Genomic DNA, 23,951 nt, shown 5'->3' with positions numbered 1-23,951 from the left:
GCTTGTAGTATTCGTTCACGGCCAACAGATCGGAACGATCCGAATCGCACCCCTCCTGACCAGGGAAGTGTTCGAATCGTAGCGATCAAGCCGACCGGAGCGGGTCGGCGCGATACGGCCGAATCGGCGGTGGGCAGACCTCGTTGCGCTCGAGCTGCGGCCCATGCCCGTGTGTAACGCGCCCGTGGGGGGTAGCCGTGACCGACACCAACGTCGCACCGCCGATCGAGCAGCCGGAATTCGCCCGCCAGCGAGGCCGCAACCGACGTCGCGCCCTGCTCGCCGGAGCCTTCACCCTCACCCTCATCGTCCTCGCCACCAGCGGCTACCTGGTGGTCACCCTCGCGGGCTCACCGGTCCGGGCCGCGCCGCTGGTCCTGGACCAGCCCGCCGGAGTCCTCTGGGGCCAGACCGTCAACCGGCCGATCGAGGTGGCGGCCGACAACGTCACCATCCGACGGGTGAAGGTACGCACCGGCGGTGGCGGTGCGGCGATAACGATCAGGTCCGGCGTCATCGGCACCCTGATCGAGGACACAGTGATCCAGTGCACCTCGGCCGGAACCGACGGGGTGGGGCCGGGCGGCTATTCGGCGTTGCGGGTCCGGGTGAACGGCTGCCGCCAGGCGTTCCGGCAGACCGAACGGAACACCGCCACGATCGTGGAGTCCGAACAGGACGGGAAGCCGTACCCGGGCGGCGAGCTGCGCAGCCCGATCGGTCCGGTTCCGACACCCGACCCTGACGCCGACAAGATGCGGGACGAGCCCCCGTACGCGCCCGCGGCGGCGCCACCGACGCCGATCACGTACTGGCCCAGCGCGGTCAACACCGGGGTGCCGGCCGGTACCGCGCTGCGCAACTCGGGCTCGCTGAGCCTGCGTACCGCCGGGCAGATCGTGACCGGGCTGAACATCGTCGGCTGCATCACCGTGGCCGCCGCCAACGTGCAGATCCTCCGGTCGAAGATCACCTGTAGCAGCACCACGTACGCGATCCGGACGTTGCCCGGGACGACCAACCTGCTGGTCCAGGACGTCGAGATCAACGGAATGGCGAAGAACTCGGCCTCGATCTGTTGCAGCGACTACACGCTGCGGCGGGGAAACGTCTACAACATGATCGACGGGCCCCGGCTCGCCACCAACACCCGGATCTTCGACTCGTACCTCCACAGCCTGGCCCGGGTCGCCGGTTCACACAACGACATCCTGCAGAGCACCGGGGGCACCAACATCATCGTCCGGCACAACACGTTGCTGTCGTACAACCCGGTGACGAGGGATCCGTTCAACTCCTGCGTCACGATCGGCTCGGAGACCAGCCCCACGCTGACCAACATGACGGTCGAGGACAACTACTGCAACGGCGGGAACTATTCGATCGGGATCAGCCCGCGGCTGATCGGCTCCAACATCATCTTCCGCCGGAACAAGTACGGCCGCGACTTCCGGTTCGGAGTGGTGTCCGGCTGGAACCGCCCCGGCGTGATTTGGGAACGGGCCACCAATGTCTACTTCGACACCGGGCTGCCGGTGGTCTAGTGCGGATCCGCCGACCCGGCCTGGGCCGGCGGCCGGTACGGAACCCCTGGTCCCGCCTGCTCCGGAGGCTGGTACGCGACCTCCGGAGGCTGGTACGCGACCAGGTTCGCCGGCTCCCGCAGCCGCTTGCGCCCGATCCGGCGCAGCGTGCCGACGGTCGACCGCAGTTTCTCCCCGATCGACAGGTGCCGCCACCAGATGCCCGCCATCGGCAGGTGCCGGAGCCGGGGCGCCATCAGACCGGCCAGCCGCAGCGTGGTCAGCCGGCCCCAGACCGCTCCCCGGGCCCGGAGCAGGTTCGGCTGCGACGCGGGCAGGATCCCGGTGGCCACCGGGGTCAGCACCAGCGCACCGGCCGCGATGGCGGCCTCGACCAGCCGTACGCCCCGCTCGGTGCGGGCCAGCACCAGGGACTGCCCCGGGTCGTCGCCGGTCGGCCGGTACCACGGGTCGCCGACCGCGACGTCGGCGAACTCGCCGGTGTGGTCGGCGCAGAGGTAGCAGCGCCACTGCCGGTGCTTCTGGAGGATGTCGCCCCAGGACTCGGCATAGCTCAACTCCCGCTGCCGACCCGGTGGGTCGTCGGTCAGCCGGGCCCGCGCCTGGCCGGGCCAGCCGGCCCCGCGGTAGTGCACCGACTCCAGCCGCGCCGGGTCGGGCACCCCGAGCCGGGTCAGCATCTCCAGCGTGCCCCGGGTGGTCGGGGTGCCGGCGCAGAAGATCGCGATGGTGAGGCCGAGCCGGCGGTCGAGTTCCGGCCGGACCTGCCGGGCCATCCGTACCGCCGCGACGTCGCAGGGCTTGCCGACGAAGACGCACGGCGCCTCGGCCGTCTCGATCAGGTCCAGCCGGTCGCAGGGGCTGGCCGGCGCGTACCGGGAGCCGGCGTTCGCCAGCAACTCGGCCGGCGTCCGGGACAGCCGGGTCTCGTTCAGGTACGGCACGTCGGCCCGCGCGCCGATGTGCAGCACCCCTGCCATTCCGGCGCCGGTCAGGCAGTAGCCGGCCAGTGCGGTCGCGACGCCGCCGCTGGAGCCGGCGTACCGGATCTCCGGGTCGGCGGCGTACCCCTCCCAGATCGCCCGGACCGGTCCCCAGGCACCCCGCAGCTCGGCGATCTCGCCGGGTCCCGGTCGGGCGCTCTCGTGCTCCAGCCGTACCCCGGGACAGCAGGCCAGCGCCGCCGCCGCGCCACCGCTGGCCGCCGCACCCGAGTCGCCGGCCCGGGTCGGGGTGCGCAGTGGCGTGATCGGCAGGGGACGCCGGCCGTGGTCGAGTACGTCGACCATCCGCACCTCGTCCGGGGCCAGGTAGGCGCAGACCCCGCAACCGGTGCAGAGCTTGCCGGACGCGACGTCGTGCACGGTCCGGGGCCGGAGCATCACCGCGCCCCGACTGCGCCGCGCCGGACCCGTTCGGCCCGGGCCACCGCGACGAACTCGTCCATCTGGGCGGCGGCGCGATCGACCGCGACCGGCGTACGCACCGCCAACTCGGCGGCAGCGGACGCCCGATCGGTCCAGGACTCCCAGAGCGCGGCGAGCAGGTCGTCGTCCGGCAGTCGACGGGCGTCGGCGACGTGCCGGCGCTGCCCCACACTCGTGAACACCCCGCGTGCCTTGTCGCTGTACGCGACCACCGCCGCCGGAACCCCGGAGGAGAGCGCCGCGATGGTGGCGTGCATCCGCATTCCGCACAACCAGCTGGTCCGGGAGATCACCCACTTCGTCTGGTGCGGATCCAGGCCGGAGGGCGAGAGGGCGACCCGGTCGCCGTACCGCGCGGCGAGTGCGGCGTACAACCGCTCGCTGGCCACCCGGTCGTCGTCGGTCCCGTTCGGGGTGAGCACGTGCGGCACGATGATCACTCGGGTGTCCGGCTGGTCGAGCAGCCGTTCGCAGAGCCGGGCGGCGACCCGATGGGTGTCACCGGCCAGCCCGAACTGGGATCGACCCTGCGGTCGGGTGATCAGCCCGCTCACGTTGATTCCGGCGACCGGCCCCGGCGCGGCCTCGAACCACCCGGTCAACCGCTGGTACGCCGGCTCGTCCGGCACCCTCGGCTCCAGCCCGAAGGCCACGTCCACGCCCTGCCGGTGGCGTGCCGGATCGAGGTCGGGGCCGAGCAGGTCGGCGAGGGCGGCAAAGCTCTCCGGATCCCGCGCCCAGGCCATCGTGGCGCCCCGGACCAGCGCCGCCGCCTCGGCCCGGAGCCGGGCCGACCGGAACGGCCCGTACGTCTGCGGCAGCAGCACCAGTGGGCGGCGGCGCAGCAGCGCCAACCGCTTCGGCCAGGCCACGGTCCGGAACCGGTGCTCGCCGTAGATGTCGCTGAAGCTGTCCCCGCCGCTGACGTCGAGCACCACGTCGGCCGCGTCGATCCGGGCCAGGCCGGCGTTGCCGAGCCCACCCAGCGCCGCGCTGATCCGCATGTTCAGGTACGACTCCGGGCGGTGGTACCGGCGCGAGTGGCGGGCACCGGCCAACGAGATCGGCACCGCTGAGCCGGCCACGAAGGCGTGCCCCCGGCGTTGCCCCCAGCCGTCGTCGAAGACCGTGACGTCGGCGCCCGGCTCCCGGGCCAGCAGCCCGCTCAGGGTCGCCGCCCGCAGCGCGCCGACGCCCAGGTTCAGGTTCGCCCCGGGCACCCCGAACAGACAGGCCGACAGCGCGGGCCGGCCGGAAGTCTCGGTCATGACTGGATCATGGCTCGATCACCGCTTTCTCGCACCGGAACGCCTCGGCGTACCGGGACCGACACTCCACTCCCCGCAGCCGGGCCAGCCCGAGGAACACCTCGTCGTCCCACCAGTCCCGCGCCTTCTGGGACGGATAGTTCGCGTGTAGCAACTCGACCTTCCGGCGGGCCCGCTCCTCGGTCAGCGGCAGATAGACGTTGCGCCGACCCAGGTCCCCGTCCCATTTGGGGATCTCGTAGTACAACACCGTCGCGTCCCGGAACGACGTGGGCACCAACGCGGCGAGTGTGTGGTGGTCCTGGTGGGCGTCGTCCGGGCTGGGCGCCAGCACCAGGTCGGCGGCGAGCGCCGAGGCGGCCGCGTCGACGATCTGCTTCGCCTCCGCCCACCTGGCCGGTACCCGGCCGTCCGGCAGGTCGTGCAGGGCGAAGCTGAGCCGTGCGTCGGGCAGGAAGGCGGTGGCCGCGGCCCGCGCCTCGGCCTGCCGGGCCGGTGAACCGGTGAGCAGCACGTAGTGCACCCGCAGCCCGGGTACGTCGCCGAGGGCGAGCAGCAGCCCGCCGGCACCGATCTCGATATCGTCTGGATGCGCCCCCAGCAGCACCACCGAACCGACCGCCGACAGGCGCAACGGCACCATCAGCCGATCCACACACAGGAGTTGCCGAAGAGGTCGGCATTCTCGGTCACCGCCGCACGCAGCCGACATACGGCATCGGTCATGCCCCACCTACCCCGATACGATCGGAATACCGGCGCGGCAGCCCGCCCGCCTGCGCGTCACGTTAGCCAGCGGTCGGCGCAGCGCGGCAGCTTCAGTAAACAGTCCGACAACGAGGCGACATGCCGGCCTTCATCCGCCGAAGTGCAGTCGCCGCACCGTGCCACCGGTGAGGTCCACGTAGTAGACCTCGTTGCCGGGACCGACGACGAGATCGACCGGCCCACCGGCATTAGCGGTGATCAGGTCGATTGCCGCCGGGTTCGGCAGACCGTTGGCCCTCGCCCGCATCGCCCAGATGCAGCCCCGCTCGTAGTCGGCGAAGAACAGCGCCCGCCGGTATCTGGTCGGATAACCACCGGCCGCAGGGTAGAAGGCCAGCGCGGTGATCGCCCCGTCCGGGACGTGGCAGCCGTCGCCGGGGACGACCGCCTGGCTGTGCTGGTAGGCGTAGTAGGGGGCGGTGACGGTGCCGGGCGGTGCCGCGTAGAGGGTACGGCAGAGGTCGAGCCCGGCGGCCCGGTAGTTGGGCTGCTGTCCGGCGCCCTCGTAGCACGGCCAGCCGTAGTTGCGGACCGGGCTGGCCAGCGGGTTGGGCAGTCGATCGATCTCCTCCCAGGTACGGAAGCCGACGTCGCCGAGCCAGACCTCGCCGGTGCCGGGCCGGAGGACGAATCGGAAGGGGTTACGCAACCCGTACGCGACGATCCGCCGGGTGTTGGGATCACGGCTGGACGCCAACGGGTTGTCCCCCGGAGCCCGGCCGGTGGTCGGATGTACCCGGATCAACGTGCCGGACAGCCCGGTCGGGTCGGCCGGGGTGCGGACGTCCTGGGCGCGCAGAGCCCCGCCCTCGGCGGTCGGTGGGGTCATCACCCCGCCGACCGGTGCGGGCGGATCCCCGCACGGATTGGTCGGGTTGCCGAGCTGGCCGTAGTCGACGGCGTTGCCGGAGGCGCCGTCCCCGCCGGCCACCAGCAGCGTGCCGTCCCGGGCGAACACGATGTCGCCGATCGAATGGGTGTTGCTCTGCTGACACCAGTCGTTCAGCAGCACCCGCTCCACCAGTTGCCCGTTGCTGATCACGAGCCGGGAGACCCGGGCGCTGGCCAGGCAGCGGTTCGCTGCCGGGCAGGTGTCGTGGTATCTCGGTGCGGTGCCGCCGATCGGGGCGTCGTAGGTGTAGCTGACATAGACCCAGGGATTCCGGGTCGGAAAGCCGGGCGGCAGGGCCAGGCCGACCATGCCCAGGTCGGAGTAGTCGTAGACCTGCCGGCGCAGGTCGGCGAAGACGATCGGGGTGGAGTCGGTGAGGCTGTCGAAGACCTTGATGATCCCGCTCTTCTCCGCGACGAACACCCGGCCGTCCGGCGAGAAGGCGACCTTGGTGGGCTGGGTCAGGCCGCTGAAGACCACGACGTCGGTGAAGCCCGGAGGCAGGGCCGCCCGCGCGGGATCGCCTCCCACCGTCCCGGTGGCGACGAGAAACGCCGCCAGGACGTACGCGGTCGCGCGGAGTCTCGTTCTGGACATGGCTACCCCCCTGCTCCGGTCGCCATGCTCATCTGCCGGACATGGCCGACATCGCCAGGTTCGGCCGAACCGCCGAAGCCGGCAGTCGACTGGCCGACCGACCTGCTGACGGTTAGCCGATCCACGGCCCGGGGCCGGGTCCGGCGAGCGGCTCAGTCAGGGAATCGACAGCTCACGCGGGGTCGTCGTCGCCGAGCGCGACGGACTTACCGGTTCCAGCGTCGCCGCCCGACGGGCCCGGTTGCGGTTGGCGTCCCAGAGCATCCACGGGCAGCGGGCCGAATGGTAGAGCTGCTCCAGCTCGGCCCGGTCCTTGAAGGTGTCGGCGGCCCGCCAGAAGCCGGTGTAGCGCTGGGCGATCAGCCGCTGGTCCGGCAGCAGTCGGTCGAAACCGTGCGGGACCAGGTCCTCACCGTCGCGCAGCACGGAGAAGATCTCCGGACGCAGGATGAAGTAGCCGCCGTTCTCCCACTGCATCAGCTCGCGGATCGGGCGTACCCGGGTGACCTGGTCGCCGGAGCCGATGTCGATCACGTGGTGGGTCGACTGCACCGGTACGGCGAGCAGGCTGGCCACCGCGTTCGTGTACCGGAACCGGTCGATCATCTCCGGCAGCGGCGCGTCGGTGAGGGTGTCCGCGTAGTTGGCCAGGAACATCGGCTCGTCCTCGACGTACTTGCGGACCCGCATCAGCCGCTCGCCGATGCTGGCGCCGAGGCCGGTGTCGATGAAGGTGATGTTCCAGTCGGTGATGTCGGCGGAGAACAGCCGGACGTCCCGGCCGTCCATCGAGAGGCTGAAGTCGTTGGAGAGCGTCTCGTCGTACCGCAGGAAGTAGTCCTTGACCGCGACGGCGCCGTAGCCGAGGCAGAGGATGAAGTCGGTGTGCCCGAAGTGCGCGTAGTACCGCATCACGTGCCAGAGCAGGGGCCGGTCTCCGATCATCGCCATCGGCTTCGGCGCGGAGGCGGCGTCCTCGCGCATCCGCATGCCGAGGCCGCCGCAGAACAGCACCACCTTCATCAGACCACCTCGAGGGCCGGGATCGGGAAGACCAGCCGGCCACCCCAGTGCCGGATGTAGGCCAACTGGGCGGAGATCTCGGTGCGCAGGTTCCACGGCAGCACGAGGACGTAGTCCGGACGGTCCTCCGCGATCCGCTCGGGAGGATGGATCGGGATGTGCGTACCGGGCAGGAAGAGGCCCTGCTTGTGCGGGCTGCGGTCGACCGTGTACTCCAGCAGGTCGGACCGGATCGCACAGTGGTTGAGCAGGGTGTTCCCCTTGCCCGGGGCGCCGTAGCCGACCACCCGCCGGCCCTGGGCCCGGGCGGTCAGCAGGAAGTCGAGCAGTTCCCGCTTGATGTCGAAGACCGCGGCGGCGAAGCCGAGGTGGCCGGCCAGGCTGTGCAGGCCGGCCTCGGTCTCGGCGTCCAGTACGGACTTGACGTTGCCGGACGGCTCGCCCGCCGCGGCGGCCGGTCGGGCGTGCACCCGCAGCGATCCGCCGTGCGAGGAGAGTTCGTCCACGTCGGTCACGATCAGGCCGGCGGTGGCCAGCGCCCGCTGCGCGGTACGCAGGGTGAGGTACTGGTAGTGCTCGTGGTAGATGGTGTCGTACTGCCGGCGTTCGATCAGCCGCAGCAGGTGCGGGACCTCGCAGGTGACCAGGCCGGTCGGCTTGACCAGCGCGGCCAGTCCGGCGGTGAAGTCGACGATGTCGGGTACGTGCGCGTACACGTTGTTGGCCGCGACCAGGTCGGCCCGGCCGTACCGGTCGGCCAGCTCGGCCCCGGTCTCCGCGCCCAGGAACCGGGTCTCGGTCCGGATCCCCCGGCGCCGGGCCACCTCGGCGATGTTGCCGGCCGGTTCGACCCCGAGCACCGGAACGCCCCGGGCGACGAAATGCTGCAACAGGTACCCGTCGTTGCTCGCCACCTCGGTCACCAGGCTGTCCGGCCCCAGGTCGAGCGCCTCGGACATGGCGTCGGCGTACCGCTTTGCGTGCGCCACCCAGGAGTCGGAATAGGACGAGAAATAGGCGTAGTCGGAAAATATCTCCTCACCGGACACGTAGGCTGGAAGTTGCACGAGCAGACAGTTCGAACAGATCCGTACGTGCAACGGATAGAAGGTTTCGGCCGAATCAAGTCGATCTGCGGGCAGATAGCTCTCACAGAGTGGAGACATCCCCAGGTCGACAAACGTTTCGGTCAATGCCGCGGCACACAGCCGGCATTTGGCAACGGTCATGCCCCACCCACCCCGATATGATCGGAATACCGGCGCGGCGCCCGCCCGCCTGCGCGCCACGCTAACCAGGGCTCCGGTACGCCCGGAGTGGTTCAGTAAAAAGTCCGACAATAGCCCGCCCGGCCGATGGGCCACCCATAAACTCGCCTTCTCACCCGGCGACGACGGGAGCTTTGCCGTGCGTGTTCTCGTAACCGGCCATCATGGTTACCTCGGCGGCGTACTCACCCCGATGCTGCGCGCGGCCGGACACGACGTGACCGGCCTGGACACCGATTACTACCTGGACTGTCTACTCGGTCCGCCGCCACCGGCCGTACCCACGATCCGACTCGACCTGCGGGATGTCGAACCCGAACACCTCGCCGGATTCGACGCGGTGTGCCACCTCGCCGCCCTGTGCAACGACCCGATCGGCAACCTCAACCCCGAGCTGACCTACGAGATCAACCACCGGGCGACGCTGCGACTGGCTCGGGCCGCCAGGGCCGCCGGGGTGTCCCGGTTCCTCTTCTCCTCCTCGTGCAGCCTCTACGGGGCGGGCACCGACGACCGGCCGCTGGACGAGAACGCCGGCTTCGCGCCGGTCACCCCGTACGGCGAGTCGAAGATCCGCGCCGAACAGGACCTCGCCGGGCTCGCCGACGACGACTTCTCCCCGGTGTTCCTGCGCAACGCCACCGCGTACGGCTTCTCGCCCCGGCTCCGGGGCGACCTGGTGGTCAACGACCTCACCGCACACGCACTGCTCACCGGCGAGGTCCGGCTGCTCTCCGACGGCTCCGCCTGGCGCCCGCTGGTGCACGCCGAGGACATCTGCGCGGCCTTCCTCGCGCTGCTGGAGGCGCCCCGGGAGCAGATGCACGGCCGGGCGTACAACATCGGGGTCAGCACCGAGAACTACCTGATCCGCGACGTCGCAGAACTGGTCGCCGAGGTGGTGCCGGGTTCGAGGGTCACCTTCGCCGGTGGCGCGTCGCCGGACGCCCGCAACTACCGGGTGAGCTGTGACCTGGTGGCGGCCGAGGTGCCCGGGTTCCGTCCCCGGTGGACGGTGCGCAAGGGCATCGAGGAACTGGTCGAGGCGTACCAGCGGTACGGGCTGACCATCGAGGCGTTCCGGAGCGCGCGCCACCAGCGGCTGCGGCAGATCCGCGCGCTCACGGACGCCGGTCGACTCGACACCGAGCTGCGCTGGAGGGCGCGGTGACCGATGCCGGCACACCGGCCGGGGTGCAGCGGTCGGTCCACCGCTGTGCCGCCTGCGGGCGACACGACCTCGTCCCGTTCGCCGACCTCGGTGAGATTCCGGTGTTCTGCGGCGTGCACTGGGCGAGCCGGGCCGAGGCGCTGGCCAGCCCGCTCGGCCGGATGTGGCTGGCCTACTGCCCAGAATGCGGATACGTGCGCAACCTGGCGTTCGATCCGGCCGTTCTGGTCTACGACACCACCATGGACACCAACCTGCACCACTCGCCCGCGTTCGGAGCCTTCTCGGCGGAACTGGTCAAGCACCTCGCCGAGCGGTACCCGCTGCGCGGCGGCACGGTCCTCGACGTCGGCTGCGGCCAGGGCGAATTCCTCCGGGAGTTGTGCTCCGTGGCGAACTGCCGGGGTGTCGGCTACGACGCGATGTACGCCGGTACGGTCGGCCCCGACTCCTCCGGCGCGGTCTTCCACCGCGGGCACGCACCACTGGGCGACGACACCCCGGCGTTCGATCTCGTCACCTCCCGGCACTGGTTCGAGCACCTCGACGACCCGTACGGCTTCCTCGTCCGGCTGCGTGAGCTGGCCGGAGACAGACCTGTGTACGGCTACCTGGAGGTGCCGGACGCGGGCTACGACCTGGCCACCGCCGGGTGGGAGGTCATCTATCCACACGTCTCCTACTTCGACGGGTACTCGCTGTGCCGGATCGCCGAACGGGCCGGTTGGCGGGTGACGGCCACCGGGCGGCTCTTCTCCGGCATGTTCCGGTTCGTGGAGATCTCGGTCAACGCGCCCGGGCCGGTACCCGGGACCGGGCTCTCCGGTGCGGCGCTGCCGGGGCCGGCGGACCGGGACCGGCAGTTGGCCTCGATCGCCGGCTTCGCCCGGCGGCACGCCGCCGAACGGGAGCGCTGGCGCGGCACGATCGACCGGCTGATCGCCGACGGCGACCGGCCGGTGCTCTGGGGTGCCGGATCGCGCGGGGTGCAGTTCCTGCACCTGGCCGACCCGGATCGCCGGCTCACCGCGGTGGTGGACGTCAACCCGCGCAAGTGGGGCCGGTACCTGCCGGTGACCGGGCACGAGGTGAGCGCTCCGGAGACGCTCGCCGGATCCGGCACCCGTTCGGTGATCATCACGAATCCCGCCTACCACGACGAGATCGACGCCGCGCTTCGCCAGCTCGGCGTGCATGCCGCGCTGCTGGTCGCCTGAGCGGAGGGAACTGATGGAGCCAGCACCGCGGGTGACCCTGGGCGTACCCCTCTACAACGCCGAGCGCTATCTCGAAGGCTGCCTCGACGCGCTGCTCGCCCAGGACTACCCCGACTTCGAGATCATCATCAGCGACAACGCCTCGACCGACCGGACCTGGGAGATCTGCCAGACGTACGCGGCGAAGGACGCCCGGATCCGGCTCTACCGCAACCCACGCAACTTCGGCGGCCACGTCAACTACACCCGGGTGGTCGAACTGGCCCGGGGCGAGCTGTTCAAGTGGGTGGCGTACGACGACGTCTGCCTGCCGGCGTACCTGCGCACCTGCGTGGCGGCCCTGGACGCCGCCGGCCCGCAGGCGGTGCTGGCCTATCCGCGTACCGTGCTGATCGACGAGGCCGGCGAGGTGATCGGCCCGTACGCCGACCGGCTGGATCTGCGTGATCGGCGACCGTGGCGCCGGGTGGCCGGGGTGGCGAGGAACATCAACCTCTGCCACGCGCACTTCGGCGTGTTCCGGATGTCCGCGCTGCGCCGGACCGGCATGATCCGCCCCTTCCTCTCCTCGGACTACACCCTGATCGCCGAGGTGGCCCGGCTCGGCGAGATCCACGAGGTCGACGAGCCGCTGTTCCTGCGCCGCATGCACGGCGGCTCCACCCGACAGGCCAAGGGCGCGACCCCGGCCTCGGCGCTGGCCTGGTACGGGCAGGCGGGGCGGCGGGTACGGGCGCCCCGGCTGCGGATGCTCGCCGAGACGCTCCGGATGCTCTCTACCGGCTCCGAACCGCTGGGCACCCGGATCAGCTCCGCCGCGGCCTTCCTCGCCACCTGGTGGGCCCGCCGGGTCCGGGTCCGGCTCGGCCGACTGCGCCGCAGCGTGGTCCGGCGGATCCGGGCCAGTACGGCAAAGGGCAACGCCTGAATGGCTGATCCGCGAACGGGTCCGGGGAAGATGGTGGTCGAGCGTGATGACTCTGCGGCACAAATATGACTGAGCGGAATATCGCCTCGGGAGCATATGAGTCACCGGCCGTCGGCACGGTCGCGACGGACCCGGCGCCGGTGTCGACGGATGCGGAGCAGGTCCGGTCGGGCGGCGCCGGGCGACTGCGCTCGGCGATCGGCTGGTCGTACGTCCTCACCGCCGGTCGGATCGGCTCGTCGATCCTGGTCACCTTCCTGCTCGCCCGGCTGCTCGGGCCGAGCGAGTTCGGGCTGGTGGCGATGGCCACCGTCTTCATCACCGTGGCGCAGACGCTGATCCAGCAGGGGCTGGTCTCCGCGATCGTGCAGCGGGACAAGCTGACTCCGGAGCACCTGGACGGCGCCTTCGTCGTACTGGTGCTCGCCGGTGTGGTGATCGGCGGGCTCACCGCCGCCGCGAGCCCGCTCTGGGCGTTGGCCAACCGGGCGCCGGAGCTGACCACGATCTGCGTGGCGCTCTCCCCACTGGTGCTGCTCCAGGGGCTGTCCATCGTGCCCGAGGCGGTGCTGCGCCGGGAGTTGCGGTTCCGCGCGGTCGCCATCCGTACCCTGCTCGCCTCGCTGCTCAGCGGCGCCGTCGGGGTGGGACTGGCGCTGGCCGGAGCCGGCATCTGGGCCCTGGTCGCGCAGCAGTTGGTCAACGCCGCGGTCGGCCTGGTGGTGCTCTGGGCGGTGTGCCCGTGGCGACCGAGTCGGCGGCCCCGGCTGTCCGGGATCCGGGACCTGCTGGTCTTCTCCGCCCACTCGGCGAACGCCGGCCTGGGCCTGATGCTCAGCTCCAAGGCGGACGTCATCTTCACCGGCCTGTTCTTCGGACCGGTGGCGACCGGCATCTACCGGCTGGCCGCCCGGCTGCCCGACATGCTGGTCGACGTGACGGTCCGCTCGCTGCAACAGGTGGCGCTCCCCTCGCTGTCCCGGTTGCAGCGGGACCGGGCCGCGCTCGCCGCGCACCTAAACCAGCTCCAGCACCTCGGCGCGCTGGCCGGGCTGCCGGTGCTGGGCGTGCTGGCGGCGACCGCGCATCCGCTGGTCACCCTGCTGGGTCCGCAGTGGGCCGGCACCGAGGTTCCGTTGCGGCTGCTCTGCCTCTTCGGCGCCGTCAACGTGTACGGCGTACTCCTCGGCCCGGCGTTGCAGGCGATCGGCCAGCCGGGCAAGCTCGCCGCGATCCTGTGGACCCGGGGGGTGCTCGGAGTGGCGACGCTGGCCGCCGTCGGCACCCTGCTGACCGGGTACAGCGACGTGGCCGAGGCGACGGCGGTGGCCCTGGCCGGGATCGGCATGCAGGTCATCGTGACCGCGCTCGCGGTCTGGGTCACGGTACGCCGGGCCGCGCAGGCGTCGATCGCCCGCTTCCTCGCTCCGACGCTGCCGGCGGTGCTGGCCGCGACCGCCGCCGCGCTGGTACCGCTGGCGTACGACTGGATCGGTCTCTCCGTCGGGCCGGCGGTCGGCCTGCTGGTGCTGGGCGGCACGGCGGGGCTGGTCGCCGGGGTGCTGCTCTGGGTCACCGACGCCCAGCTACGGCGGCTGGTGCTGGCCCGGCTCCCCGACCGCCTGCGCAAGTAGCGGCCGCGGTCGGGGCGTCAGCGGCTGTCGTACTCGGCGACCAGGCGCTTCGGCGCCCGGTTGCGCCAGGCGTGCTCGACCAACTCCTGCATGCGCTTCTCGGTGACCTTGGCCAGGTCGACGCGGAGGCCGACGAAGATCCGGCCGTTCCGCCACACCTCCGCGTAGACGTCCGGCTGCTCGGCGGCCGCCGTCTCGGCCTCCGCCTGCCCGACACACACGATCGCGTGCGCGTCGCCCTTCTCCAGGTGGGCGAGGAGCTTGTCCGCGACCCGGAAGCCGGGCAGCCGGAAGTGTGGCTTCTCCACGACGTCGGGTAGCGCCATCGCGTAGCTACGGATATCGGCCAGCCTGATCATGGACGGGCTCCCTGTCGTCGTCTTCTCCGGCTCGAACCCGTGTCGACGTTAGCCAACCTCGTCGCCTGCCGAAGGCCCGACCGACCACCTCGGCCATTTCAACACCCCTGGCGCCGACGGGTCGTTGTTGTCGAGCACCACGTCCGCCTGCCGAACCGGTGCCGCCTCGTCGCGATAGAGCTGCTGTCCCGGCAGGTAGCGCGCAAGGTAGCGCTCTCGTACCGCCTCCACCCCACCGAACAGTTCGACGTCCCGTACCAGTGCCCGTCGGATCGATTCCGCCGGGGCGACCTCCAGGTAGATGCGGAGATCCCAATGTTCGCGCAGCTCCGGACGGAGCAGGAAGACGCCGTCGACCAGCAGAACCGCGTCCTCCGGCGCCACCTGAACCTGCCGCTGTTTGGCCCTGTCCGCCCGATGGTCGTAGCTGGCCGTCCGGTAGCGCCGGTTACCGCCGGGACCGAGCGGGTCGAGCAACGAGTCGCGCAGTGCGACATAGTCGAAGGAGTCGTGGTAGTAGCCCTCCGGCGACAGTTCGCCTCGGCGGCGGCGTACGGCTCTGGGCCGATGGAAGCCGTCCACACTGGCCTGGATCGTGGCCCGGGTCCCGGACAACCGTCGCCCGAGTTCCGCCACCAACGTGCTCTTGCCAGCCGCGTCCGGACCGTCCACCGCTACCCGGAGCACGTGTCCCGGCCGCATCGGCAGGATCAGCCCGACCATCCGCTCGACCAGTGCCGCCCGTTCCACCGACAACCTCCATCGACTGCTGCGGGGGGGAAGCGCCTCGCTCAGTATCGCCTCGGAGCGCGAGCTGTGACGCGTCAACCCGCCGCCGGTGGGGTGAAGATGATCGCCTTGTTGTTCGCCAGCACGAGCTGGTTGTAGGCGTACTGCACCGCGCCGGTACCGGTCGCGTTCTCGATGCCGACGGTCGCCGAGTTACCCAGTTCCCGTCCGGAGTTCAGTGCGGCGTAGTTGAAGATGATCTGCCCCCACTCGGAGATGACCACCTCGAAACTGATCCGGGCGGCCGGCGCACCGGACAGACCCATGTCGCGCCACTCGACCACGAACTGGCGGTCCGGGGCGGTACCCACGACGGCGGTCCGGATCCGCGACTCCGGATGCATCACCAGGTCGTCCCAGAACGGGTAGAGCGCGGCGTTCGGTGTCGCCGCGTTCGGCAGCGGCCGGTTCGTCGGCCAGGATCCGCGCGGATCCACGAACGACATCGCACCGTTGGTGTCCACCCACGCCCTGGAGTAGTTCTGCCCGTAGAACGGGACCGGGAACGGCAGCGACACCGAGGCGCCGTCGTTGTCGCCGGTCAGCGGCAGCTCGCTCGGACCGGCCGGCACGAAGGGCATGGCGGCCTGGGCCCGACAGGTGTAGCCGAAGGTGTCCGCACAGCTGCCGGGCGCGCCGTCGTACGTCGCGGTATAGGTCCGCGCGGCGGTGGGTGCCGTGACCACGTGGGTCGCCGCGCCCCCGTCCGACCAGCCCTCGAAGGTGTACGTCGCCGGGCCGAGCGTCTGTGGTCCCGGCGCACTGATCGTGTTCGTCGACCCGACGATCACCTGGGTGCTGTTCGGCGTGGTGAAGTTCCGGCCGTTCATGTTGAGCCGCAGCCCGGCGGGCTTGGTCGCCAGCGCGATGTTCACGGTCTTCGGATCGAGCCGGAGCGTGGTGCTGCCGGTCAGCCCGCCACTGTCCCGGGCGGTCAGGGTCAGCTCCAGATAGGACGGATACTCGTGGTCCGGGGCCAGGAACGACCCGGCGGCCGTCCCGGTCAACTCCCGCACCGGATGGCTGTGACAGTTGTCCGGCGTGCTGCAGTGCTGCTGGACCAGTTGCCAGGAGAGCGCGGACGCCGGCAGCGCGCCCTGCTGCGGATCGGCGGCCCGGCCGCTGAAGGTGACGGTATCGCCGACCGACCAGCGCAGCGCCGCCGTCGGCGTATCGATGACCGGCACCGGCGCGGCGGTGCCCACCCTGATCTGCACCGTCGCGGTGGCACTCAGGCCGGCGAAGTCGACCACCCGCAGCCGCGCGGTGTAGGTACCCACCGCCGGATAGCGGTGACTGGCGGTCAGCCCGGTGGCATCGATGGTGCCGTCGTTGGTGAAGTCCCACTGGTACTCCAGGATGTCGCCCGGGTCGGGGTCGGACGACCCGACGGCATCGAAGGAGACCGTCAGCGGCGCGTTCCCGCTGGTCGGGGTCGCGTCTAGCACGGCGTTCGGCACCCGGTTGCCGGAGTAGTAGTGGAACCGCCGCACGGTCCCGCCGGTCAGGTCCACGTAGTACAGATCGTTGTCCGGCCCGATCCGCAGGTCCGCCACGCCGCTGGCGGCCGCGAACGGCACGATCCTGGCCGGGTCCGGCAGCCCGTTCGCGCCCGTCCGCATCGCCCAGATGCAGCCCCGGGAGTAGTCGGCGAAGAACAGCGCGCCCGCGTACGTCGCCGGATAGCTGCCGCCGCTGCTCGGATAGAACGCGACGCCGGACGGGGCCGAACCGCCGGTCCGGCAGCCGTCTCCGGGCGCGACGACCTGACTGTGCTGGTACGTGTAGTACGGCGGCGTCACCGTGCCGGCAGGTGAGGTGTAGAGGCTCTCGCAGGAGGTCAGGTTCGCCGCGTTGTAGCCACTCTGCGGGGCGTTCCCCTCGTAGCAGGGCCAGCCGTAGTTCCGGACCGGCCCCACCGCCGGGTCGACGATCCGGTTTATCTCCTCCCAGGTACGCCATCCGACGTCGCCGACCCAGACCTCGTTGGTGCCCGGCCGGAACGTCCAGCGGAACGGGTTGCGCAGCCCGTACGCCAGGATCCGTCGGTTGTTGGGGTCGGCGCTCGCGGCCAGCGGGTTGTCCGGCAGGGCTGCTCCGGTGGTGGGCGAGACCCGGATCAGGGTGCCGGAGAGGCCGGTCGGGTCGGCCGGGGTACGGATGTCCTGGGACCGCAGTGCGCCGCCCTGGGCGGCCGGCGGCGTCACCGTGGTACCGGCCGGGCTGGGCGGGTCACCGCACGGGTTGGCCGGACTGCCGGCCTGGCCGTAGTCGGTGAAGGTGGCGGAGGCGCCCTCGCCACCGGCGACGTACAGCGCGCCGTCCGCACCGAACGCGAGGTCACCGATCGAGTGGCTGTCGATCTGGTGGCACCAGTCGTGCAGCAGCACCTGCTCCGGGCCGGTCATCACGTTGCCGCTGGCCCGCAGCCGGGAGACCCGGGCGCTGGCCCGGCAGTTCCCGATCACCGGGCACGCGTCGCCGTACGCGGGGGCACTGCCGCCGATCACCCCGTCGTAGGTGTAGCTGACGTAGACGTACGGGTCGGTGGGAAAGTTCGGCGCCAGGGCCAGGCCGATCAGGCCGAGGTCGGTGAAGTCGTAGACGTTGGTCCGCAGGTCGGCGAAGACCGTGGGGGTGTTGTCGGAGAGGCTGTCGAAGACCTTGACGAGTCCGCTCTTCTCCGCCACGAAGACCCGCCCGTCGGAGGCGAACACCAGTTTGGTCGGCCGGGTCAGTCCGGTGAACACCACCTGCTGGGTGAAGCCTGCCGGTACGGCCGAGGCGGGCCGGGGTCCGAGCGTCGGTAACCCGACCACGACCGGCACGCCCAGCACGAATGCCAGGATGAATGCCCAGACACGTTCCACAGCGCGCGACATGGTGGTCTCCCTCCGGGGGCGGAGCGACCGGGTCCGGCGCCTGCTGCCCGCACCCAGGATCACCACTGGCGCCGTGACTGACTGTCACGAGGTTGACCAACGGCGCTGGCCGACCGGATCGTATTAACGACCGATCAGCATCCCTGGTCAGCCGTTTGCACAGGTCGTGACGCGGGCTGGATTACCGCCTTCGGAGGACGCGTGGACAGTCTCGTAATGCCGAACTCGGCCACGTTGTGCAACTTCCAACCGAACCGGTCGCGCAGCTCGACAGCGGCGACTGCCGTCGCCCGACCGCCTCGGGCGTATCCAGATTGGACATCACGCCGCCACGGCCGGGGCAGAGGCGCCTGGCGGACCGCGACGGGTACCTTGGCGACGTGGGTCGGTCAGGTCGGATACGCGCGCGGTCGGGGACCGGACGACGAGGCTTAGCCCTCGCCGGTTCGGGTGGCCTCGCCGCCGTCCTGCTCATCGCCGGCTGCGCCAGCGGAGAGGACAGCCCCCGGGAGACACCCACCGGTTCGGTGCCGTCCGTCAGCACGGGCACGTCGCCGGCCGGATCCGGTCCGTTGTACAACGCAGTGGGGCTCGACCTCTGTGCCGGCACCGACCTCGCACCGCTGGCCGACCTCTCGCTGACGGTCGAGAAGAGGAACGCCCGGGAGCCACGGTCGGCGCCGGGCTCGGCCTGCCAGTTCGACCTGCGTACCCGCAGCGGGCACGAGGCGACACTGCTGGTCGAGGCGTCGACGCTGACGTCGGCCGACGAGGCGGGCCGCCTCTACAAGGCGACCCGCGACGTCACGGTGATGCGCCCGGACGGCGCCGTCAGCGGCATCGGCGACGAGGCGGAAGGGTTCACCGAGGAATCGGAGCCCGGGTTCAAGTACTCCGAATACATGATCCACGCGCGCAGCGGAAACCTGGTCCTCAAGGTGTGGCTGGCGGTGGGCGGCACGGCGTTCACCCCGAAGGACGTCCTGGCCGACAAGGCGACGACGATCGCGAAGGCGACCCTGCCACAGGTACCCCGGTAACAGGGCCGGGTCAGCCGGTCACGGCCTCGGGCCAACGCCCGTTGGGCAGCTTCGAATGGTCGCCGACCTGGCCGTTGATGTCCCGGACGTTGCCGAGCGCCTCGACGAACCGCGAGCCGATTTCGACAAGTCTGTTCAGCCCCGTCTCGACCAGCCCACCCACCGCGTCCGACAGCGTCTCGACGACCAGCGGAATGGTGATGACCCCGGCCGCCTCGCCGGCCGCCTCGATGATCTTCTTGGCAAGCCCGGTCACGATCTTCGCCAGTTCGAGGGCGAAGTCGACGTTGCTCTGGGCGATCTTGAACAGCCACTGGCTGATGAACTCGGCCTTGACGACCATGTCGTCGATGGCGCCCTTCTGCTGCCCGGCCTTGCGCTCGTAGGCGATGGCCGCGTCGCCGGTCCACTTGGGCAGATCCTGGTCCGCAGGCTCGGTGCTGGCCAGAGACAGGTCGGAGACGGGCGTCTTCACCGCGCCGACCCAGCGGAAGCTGTTGACGATGAGCGACAGCACCGGGGCCTGGTGTTCGACGGCGTACTTAGCCCTCTCGACCACCTTGGCGAGGGCCTCCCGCACGCGATCGAGGTTGCGCTTGATCCACAGCAGCGCGGGCGCGCCGAGCAGCCAGGACCACTTGTTCACCTTCTCGACGAGCGCGTTGAACCCGTCGACGGCCTTCTTGATGCCCTCCTGGATCTGCTGGAACGCCTCGTTGAAAGGGCCGGTGAGTTCGGGCTCGGTGAGCGTCGTCGGCGCCATGGGTGAATCCTTCCCCGTTCCTACGCTGCGTAGATCTTGTTGAGATCGAGGCTGACAACCCTGTCTGCCCGGTCGTACGCCTCCGCGACGGTGTCGAGCGCGGCGCCGAGCTGGTCGAACTCCTTCGCCGCGCCCGCGAGGGCCTGCTCGCAGAAGTTCTGGAAGCCGTTGTACGCCTCGGAGTGCACGAAGGTGTTGGCGTCACCGATGTAGAACGCCGAAGCGCTGAGGTCGAGGTCCCGGACCGCCGAGAGAATGGGCTCCACCTTGTCGGAGAGCTGCTTCCATTTCTTCGCCTCGTTGTACACGGCCCGCGTGATGACGGTTACTTCCGACATGTGCCAGCTCTCCCTTGAGAAGGCTCGGATCAGCGTGAGCCTGTTTCGGACTGGACGGCGCGGAACATGCCCATCGCCTCCAGGCGCAACTGTTCGCTACCGGCCCCACGGATCCGCTGGGAGTCACCGGTGATCCCGGCGATCACCCGCCCCTGGATCCGTGCGGTGAGGTGGCCGTGCGGGCTGCGTACCGTCCTCTCCCGATCGTCCGTCGCGGCGGAGCCGATGTCGATGCGGTCCAGCCGACGTAGCTGGTCGTCGAGGTCCGCCAGGGTGCTCCGGGTCATCGCGAGCCAGTCCCGGTCGCCCGGATCCGGGCCGGGTGACGACGGCACTGGTCGGCCGTCGGGTTCCGCCGGGCGCCGCCCGGGGCCGAACGGGTCGCCGCCGGCCGCCACCTCCTCGGCGAAGGCGGCGAGCGCGCCAGCGGTGATCAGCTTCTGCACCCCCGCGCCGTACGCCTCGAACAGCGCGGCCGGAAAGCCGTCCGGGTCCAGCCGCTCCTGCCAGCGGCCGCTGATCCCGACGCTCTCCACCCGGCCCTCCGGGTCGACGGCCACCCGGATCGAGTCCGTCCGGTCCGCGCCCTCGTGCCGGGCCGATGGCCGAACCTGGCCGCCGGCCGCATCCAGCATCTTCCGGACCTGCGCGCGGAGTGCGTCGGTGTCTCCGAGGAAGTCCAGGTTCGCCAGTTCCAGGTCGTCGTCGCGGTCGTATCGCTGTGACACACTGCGCCCCATGATCATGTTCCACGAGGTCGTGCCCCCGTGGTGGTCGGTCAGGGAGTAAATCAGACGACTGCTGCGCGCCGCGCCCCCTGCGCCCCGTACCACCGCGTCAAACCACCGTGTTTATCCAATCGAAATGCGGCGACCCCGACGACCGGGCCCGCCGCACTCCTCGAATCAGCAGGTCATGGACGGAAGACTATCGATGTGCCGTTGACCAGCGCAGGTTGGTTGACCGAGAACGGCAACGCGAGCGTGCCGTCGGCGTTCTCGATGCCGACCGTGGCCGAGTCGCCCCGCTCCCGACCGCTGGTGTTCAAGTCCCGGTAGGTGAAGACGATCTCCCCATTCTCCCCGAGCACCACCGCGAAACTGATTCGCGCGGACGTGGAGCCGTACAGGCCGATGTTGCGCCACTCGACCACGAACCGCCGCTGCGGCGCCGTACCGCTGACCGCGATCCGGACGCTCGAATCCGCCCGCACGTACAGGTCGTCCCAGAACGGGTACACCGCGGCGTTCGGCGGTGCGGCGGCCGGCAGCGCCCCGTTGACCGGCTGCGCGCCGCCCGGGTCCACGAACGACACGAACCCGTTGGTCGAGACCCAGGCCCGGGAGTACGCCTGGCCGTACAGCCGGACCGGGAACGGCAGCGCCACGTCGGTGACCGCGTCGTCCCCGGCCAGTGGCAGCACCCCGTCGTCCGCCGCCGGCCAGGGCCGACCGGTCTCGGTCGTACAGGTGTAGCCCGGCGTCGTCCCGCAGCCGGAGGTGCCGGCGTACGTGGCCGTGTAGCCGGTGGCGGTGGCCGGCGCCGTGACGACGTGCGTCGCCGCACCCCCGTCGGACCAGCCGACGAACGAGTACGGCACGCCGCCGACCTGCTGCGGCCCCGGCGCGCTGACCGTGTTCGTCGACCCGACGATCACCGTACGGGTGAACGGGGCGGTCCCGGTGGCGGCACCGACGCTGAGCTGCAACCCGGGTGGGTTGGTGGCGAAGGTCAGGTCGACGGTGTACGGGTCGAGCCGCCGGACCACGGTGTTCGCCAGGCCCTGCGCATCGGTCGCGGTCAGCTCCAGCTCCAGATACGACGGATACTCGTGATCCGGCGCCACGAACGAGCCCGAGGCCACACCCGACCACTCGCGGACCGGATGGGTGTGGCAGTTGTTCACCGACTCGCAGTGCCGCATCCGCAACCGCCAGGACAGCGCGGACGCCGGCAGGGTGCCCTGCTGCGGGTCGGTGGCGTGCCCGCTGAAGGTCAACGTCTCGCCCACCCGCCACTGCGTACCCGATCCGGGCGTGTCCAGCACGGCGGTCGGGGCGCTGTTGCCGGGCTGGATGGTGACCGTGCTGCTCGCCGAGACGTTCAGGGTGTCGGTGACCACCAGCGTCGCGGTGTAACTGCCGTTCGCCGGGTAGCGGAAGCTGGCCGTCGGCGTGGTGGCGTCGACCGTACCGTCGCTGGTGAAATCCCACCTGTAGGTCAACCGGCCCGCGTCGGCCGGGTCCGGGTCGGTCGATCCGGTGCCGTCGAACGCGACCGTGAGCGGTGCGGGTCCGCTGGTCGGCGTCGCGCTGATCACCGCGGTCGGCGGCTGGTTGCCGGGGAAGTACCGGATCCGCCGGACGGTGCCGCCGGCCATGTCGACGTAGTAGAGCTCGTCACCCGGACCGACGGCCAGGTCCACCGGCCCGGCGGCGGCCTGGCCGAACGCCTGGAGGTTGGCCGGGTTCGGCAGCCCCCCGGCCGTGCTCGGGCGCATCGCCCAGATGCAACCGCGCGAGTAGTCGGCGAAGAACAGCGCCCCGGCGTACGCCGCCGGATAGCTGCCACCGCTGCCGGGGTAGAACGCCAGTCCGGAGACGGCGTCCCCGCCCGAGCCGCAGTTCTCCCCCGGCACCACCGCCGCGCTGTGGTTGTAGGTGTAGTAGGGCGCGGTCTGCCCGGCGCCGGTGTAGAGGGTCTCGCAGAGGTTCAGGTTGGCGTTGTCGTAGCTGGCCATCCGGCCGGCGCCCTCGTAGCAGGGCCAGCCGAGGTTGGTCACCGCGGCGGTCGGGTCGACCACCCGGTCGATCTCCTCCCAGGTGTTCCAGCCGACGTCGCCCAGCCACACCTCGTTGGTGCCCGGCCGGGTCGTGAACCGGAACGGGTTACGGGTTCCGTGCGCGACGATCCGGCGGGCGTTGAGGTCCGCCGAGCCGATCAGCGGGTTGCCGGCGGCCGCCGCCCCGGTCGCCGGGTCGAGCCGCAGCACCGCGCCGTCCAGACTGGTCGGGTCGGCGGTGCTCCGGACGTCCTGGGAGCGCAGCGCGCCGCCCTCGGCGCCCGGTGGCGTCATGGTGCCGCCCGGCGGGTCACCGCACGGATTCGCCGGGTTGCCGAGCTGGCCGTAGTCGGTGGCGCTGAAACTGGCACCGTCGCCAGCGGTGGCGTAGAGCATGCCGTCGGCGCCGAACCGCAGGTCGCCGACGGAGTGGCTCGGATACTGCTGACACCAGTCCTGGATGAGCACCTGCTCGGTGCCGGTCATCACGTCGCCGCTGGCCCGCAGCCGGGAGAGCCGGCCGGTGACCAGGCAGCGGCCGTTGTTGGCATCGCCGCAGGTGTCGTTCCACACCGGAGCGGTCTGCCCCGGCGGCGCATCGTAGGTGTAGAGCACGTAGACCCACGGGTTGGCCGGGAAGCCGGGCGGCAGTGCCAGCCCGAGCAGGCCACGGTCCCACTGGTTGTGCACGTTCCTGGACAGGTCGGCGAAGACCGTCGGGGTCGGGTCCGCCAGGTCGGCGAAGACCTTCACCCGGCCGCCCTTCTCGGCCACGAACACCCGGCCGTCCGGGGCGAACTCGATGTTCGTCGGCTCGGTCAGGCCGTTGAAGACGACCTGCTCCTGGAACCCCGTCGGCAGGGTCACGGCCGCCGCCGGGGCACCCCGGAGTGGACTCACGACGCTGGCCAGAAGTGTCAGCACCAGGCTCAGCCGTATGCCACGACGCAGACGCATGACGCACCCTCCCCCACTGTCCCGGATGCCGCGGTTCCCGACCGTGCGGCCGGCCTCCCCGTCGGCACAGAGTAGATTTCCGGGCGGCCGTTGCCGGGGTCGCCGCGTCAAATCGCGTTTCCGGGCGAAGATCGATAAACCGGCTCGCTCCCGACACCTATGGCAACGGATCTTCGTCGATATAAGCGAATTAGAGCCGATCGGACTGTCGACACACCGATGAATGAGTGACGGATCAATCGTCCGATCGGTCGCGACCTTGTAAGTAAGTCGACAGATCCGCCATTCGGCGGTCCTTGCCCCC

At 70.7% G+C, this 23,951-nt stretch carries 19 protein-coding genes and 2 pseudogenes; 6 read left to right on the top strand and 15 right to left on the bottom strand.

Annotated elements, in window-relative coordinates; genetic code table 11:
* Positions 1-197: 197 nt before the first annotated feature.
* Positions 198-1,544: a glycoside hydrolase family protein gene (locus ACFP2T_RS40055; RefSeq protein WP_377431836.1), complete on the top strand. Its 1,347-nt coding sequence runs from the start codon at positions 198-200 to the stop codon at positions 1,542-1,544.
* On the opposite strand, the gene ACFP2T_RS40050 is transcribed toward ACFP2T_RS40055, so the two are convergent.
* From ACFP2T_RS40050 to ACFP2T_RS40025, 6 genes are all read right to left on the bottom strand, one after another.
* Positions 1,541-2,926 (bottom strand): Coenzyme F420 hydrogenase/dehydrogenase, beta subunit C-terminal domain, encoded by a 1,386-nt coding sequence (locus ACFP2T_RS40050; protein ID WP_377431834.1) that lies wholly within the window; start codon positions 2,924-2,926, stop codon positions 1,541-1,543. The genes ACFP2T_RS40055 and ACFP2T_RS40050 overlap by 4 nt on opposite strands.
* The gene (locus ACFP2T_RS40045; protein WP_377431831.1) at positions 2,926-4,239 is read right to left on the bottom strand and encodes a polysaccharide pyruvyl transferase family protein; all 1,314 of its coding nucleotides are present in this window, start codon (positions 4,237-4,239) and stop codon (positions 2,926-2,928) included. The genes ACFP2T_RS40050 and ACFP2T_RS40045 overlap by 1 nt, the downstream gene beginning before the upstream one ends.
* Before the next feature lie 7 nt (positions 4,240-4,246).
* The gene (locus ACFP2T_RS40040; protein WP_377431829.1) at positions 4,247-4,882 is read right to left on the bottom strand and encodes a PIG-L deacetylase family protein; all 636 of its coding nucleotides are present in this window, start codon (positions 4,880-4,882) and stop codon (positions 4,247-4,249) included.
* Between the two features lie 213 nt (positions 4,883-5,095).
* Positions 5,096-6,496 carry a PQQ-dependent sugar dehydrogenase gene (locus ACFP2T_RS40035; RefSeq protein ID WP_377431827.1) on the bottom strand — a complete coding sequence of 467 codons (1,401 nt, stop codon included), beginning with the start codon at positions 6,494-6,496 and terminating at the stop codon, positions 5,096-5,098.
* A 156-nt stretch (positions 6,497-6,652) separates the two neighbouring features.
* Positions 6,653-7,519 carry a glycosyltransferase family protein gene (locus tag ACFP2T_RS40030; protein WP_377431825.1) on the bottom strand — a complete coding sequence of 289 codons (867 nt, stop codon included), beginning with the start codon at positions 7,517-7,519 and terminating at the stop codon, positions 6,653-6,655.
* Complete coding sequence (locus tag ACFP2T_RS40025) at positions 7,519-8,748, bottom strand: methyltransferase domain-containing protein (protein ID WP_377431823.1); 1,230 nt, start codon at positions 8,746-8,748, stop codon at positions 7,519-7,521. The genes ACFP2T_RS40030 and ACFP2T_RS40025 overlap by 1 nt, the downstream gene beginning before the upstream one ends.
* A 178-nt stretch (positions 8,749-8,926) precedes the next feature.
* Here ACFP2T_RS40025 and ACFP2T_RS40020 point away from each other — a divergent pair, with 178 nt between their 5' ends.
* From ACFP2T_RS40020 to ACFP2T_RS40005, 4 genes are all read left to right on the top strand, one after another.
* Positions 8,927-9,958 (top strand): NAD-dependent epimerase/dehydratase family protein, encoded by a 1,032-nt coding sequence (locus tag ACFP2T_RS40020; RefSeq protein ID WP_377431821.1) that lies wholly within the window; start codon positions 8,927-8,929, stop codon positions 9,956-9,958.
* Positions 9,955-11,175 carry a class I SAM-dependent methyltransferase gene (locus tag ACFP2T_RS40015; protein ID WP_377431818.1) on the top strand — a complete coding sequence of 407 codons (1,221 nt, stop codon included), beginning with the start codon at positions 9,955-9,957 and terminating at the stop codon, positions 11,173-11,175. The genes ACFP2T_RS40020 and ACFP2T_RS40015 overlap by 4 nt, the downstream gene beginning before the upstream one ends.
* Positions 11,176-11,188: 13 nt before the next feature.
* The gene (locus ACFP2T_RS40010; RefSeq protein WP_377431816.1) at positions 11,189-12,103 is read left to right on the top strand and encodes a glycosyltransferase family 2 protein; all 915 of its coding nucleotides are present in this window, start codon (positions 11,189-11,191) and stop codon (positions 12,101-12,103) included.
* A 140-nt stretch (positions 12,104-12,243) separates the two neighbouring features.
* Positions 12,244-13,737 (top strand): lipopolysaccharide biosynthesis protein, encoded by a 1,494-nt coding sequence (locus ACFP2T_RS40005; protein ID WP_377431813.1) that lies wholly within the window; start codon positions 12,244-12,246, stop codon positions 13,735-13,737.
* A gap of 17 nt (positions 13,738-13,754) precedes the next feature.
* On the opposite strand, the gene ACFP2T_RS40000 is transcribed toward ACFP2T_RS40005, so the two are convergent.
* The 5 genes and pseudogenes from ACFP2T_RS40000 to ACFP2T_RS39980 form a co-directional block, all read right to left on the bottom strand.
* A complete protein-coding gene (locus ACFP2T_RS40000; RefSeq protein WP_377431810.1) occupies positions 13,755-14,096 on the bottom strand; it encodes an MmcQ/YjbR family DNA-binding protein in 342 nt (113 codons plus the stop codon).
* A gap of 48 nt (positions 14,097-14,144) precedes the next feature.
* Positions 14,145-14,846, bottom strand: coding sequence for a nucleoside/nucleotide kinase family protein (locus ACFP2T_RS39995; protein ID WP_377431808.1), 702 nt, complete (start codon positions 14,844-14,846; stop codon positions 14,145-14,147).
* Positions 14,847-14,920: 74 nt separating this feature from the next.
* The gene (locus ACFP2T_RS39990; protein ID WP_377432380.1) at positions 14,921-16,333 is read right to left on the bottom strand and encodes a PKD domain-containing protein; all 1,413 of its coding nucleotides are present in this window, start codon (positions 16,331-16,333) and stop codon (positions 14,921-14,923) included.
* Between the two features lie 75 nt (positions 16,334-16,408).
* Positions 16,409-17,032: pseudogene (locus ACFP2T_RS39985) on the bottom strand (PQQ-dependent sugar dehydrogenase); the annotation flags it as partial.
* Between the two features lie 150 nt (positions 17,033-17,182).
* Positions 17,183-17,767, bottom strand: a pseudogene (locus tag ACFP2T_RS39980) (PQQ-dependent sugar dehydrogenase); the annotation flags it as partial.
* A gap of 380 nt (positions 17,768-18,147) precedes the next feature.
* On the opposite strand from ACFP2T_RS39980, the gene ACFP2T_RS39975 reads away from it, so the two are divergent.
* On the top strand, positions 18,148-18,807 hold the full coding sequence (locus ACFP2T_RS39975; RefSeq protein WP_377431805.1) for a hypothetical protein: 660 nt from the start codon (positions 18,148-18,150) through the stop codon (positions 18,805-18,807).
* Between the two features lie 10 nt (positions 18,808-18,817).
* Here ACFP2T_RS39975 and ACFP2T_RS39970 read toward each other — a convergent pair whose 3' ends face one another.
* From ACFP2T_RS39970 to ACFP2T_RS39955, 4 genes are all read right to left on the bottom strand, one after another.
* Positions 18,818-19,570 (bottom strand): hypothetical protein, encoded by a 753-nt coding sequence (locus ACFP2T_RS39970; protein ID WP_377431803.1) that lies wholly within the window; start codon positions 19,568-19,570, stop codon positions 18,818-18,820.
* A 20-nt stretch (positions 19,571-19,590) separates the two neighbouring features.
* Positions 19,591-19,908: a hypothetical protein gene (locus ACFP2T_RS39965; protein ID WP_377431800.1), complete on the bottom strand. Its 318-nt coding sequence runs from the start codon at positions 19,906-19,908 to the stop codon at positions 19,591-19,593.
* Between the two features lie 29 nt (positions 19,909-19,937).
* Positions 19,938-20,636 (bottom strand): hypothetical protein, encoded by a 699-nt coding sequence (locus ACFP2T_RS39960; RefSeq protein ID WP_377431797.1) that lies wholly within the window; start codon positions 20,634-20,636, stop codon positions 19,938-19,940.
* A gap of 185 nt (positions 20,637-20,821) precedes the next feature.
* On the bottom strand, positions 20,822-23,647 hold the full coding sequence (locus ACFP2T_RS39955) for a PQQ-dependent sugar dehydrogenase (protein WP_377431794.1): 2,826 nt from the start codon (positions 23,645-23,647) through the stop codon (positions 20,822-20,824).
* Positions 23,648-23,951 lie beyond the last annotated feature (304 nt).

Origin of the sequence: Plantactinospora solaniradicis (assembly GCF_042658085.1) — a bacterium.
Classification (GTDB): Bacteria; Actinomycetota; Actinomycetes; order Mycobacteriales; family Micromonosporaceae; genus Plantactinospora; species Plantactinospora solaniradicis.
This window is presented reverse-complemented; position numbering and strand designations above follow the sequence as displayed.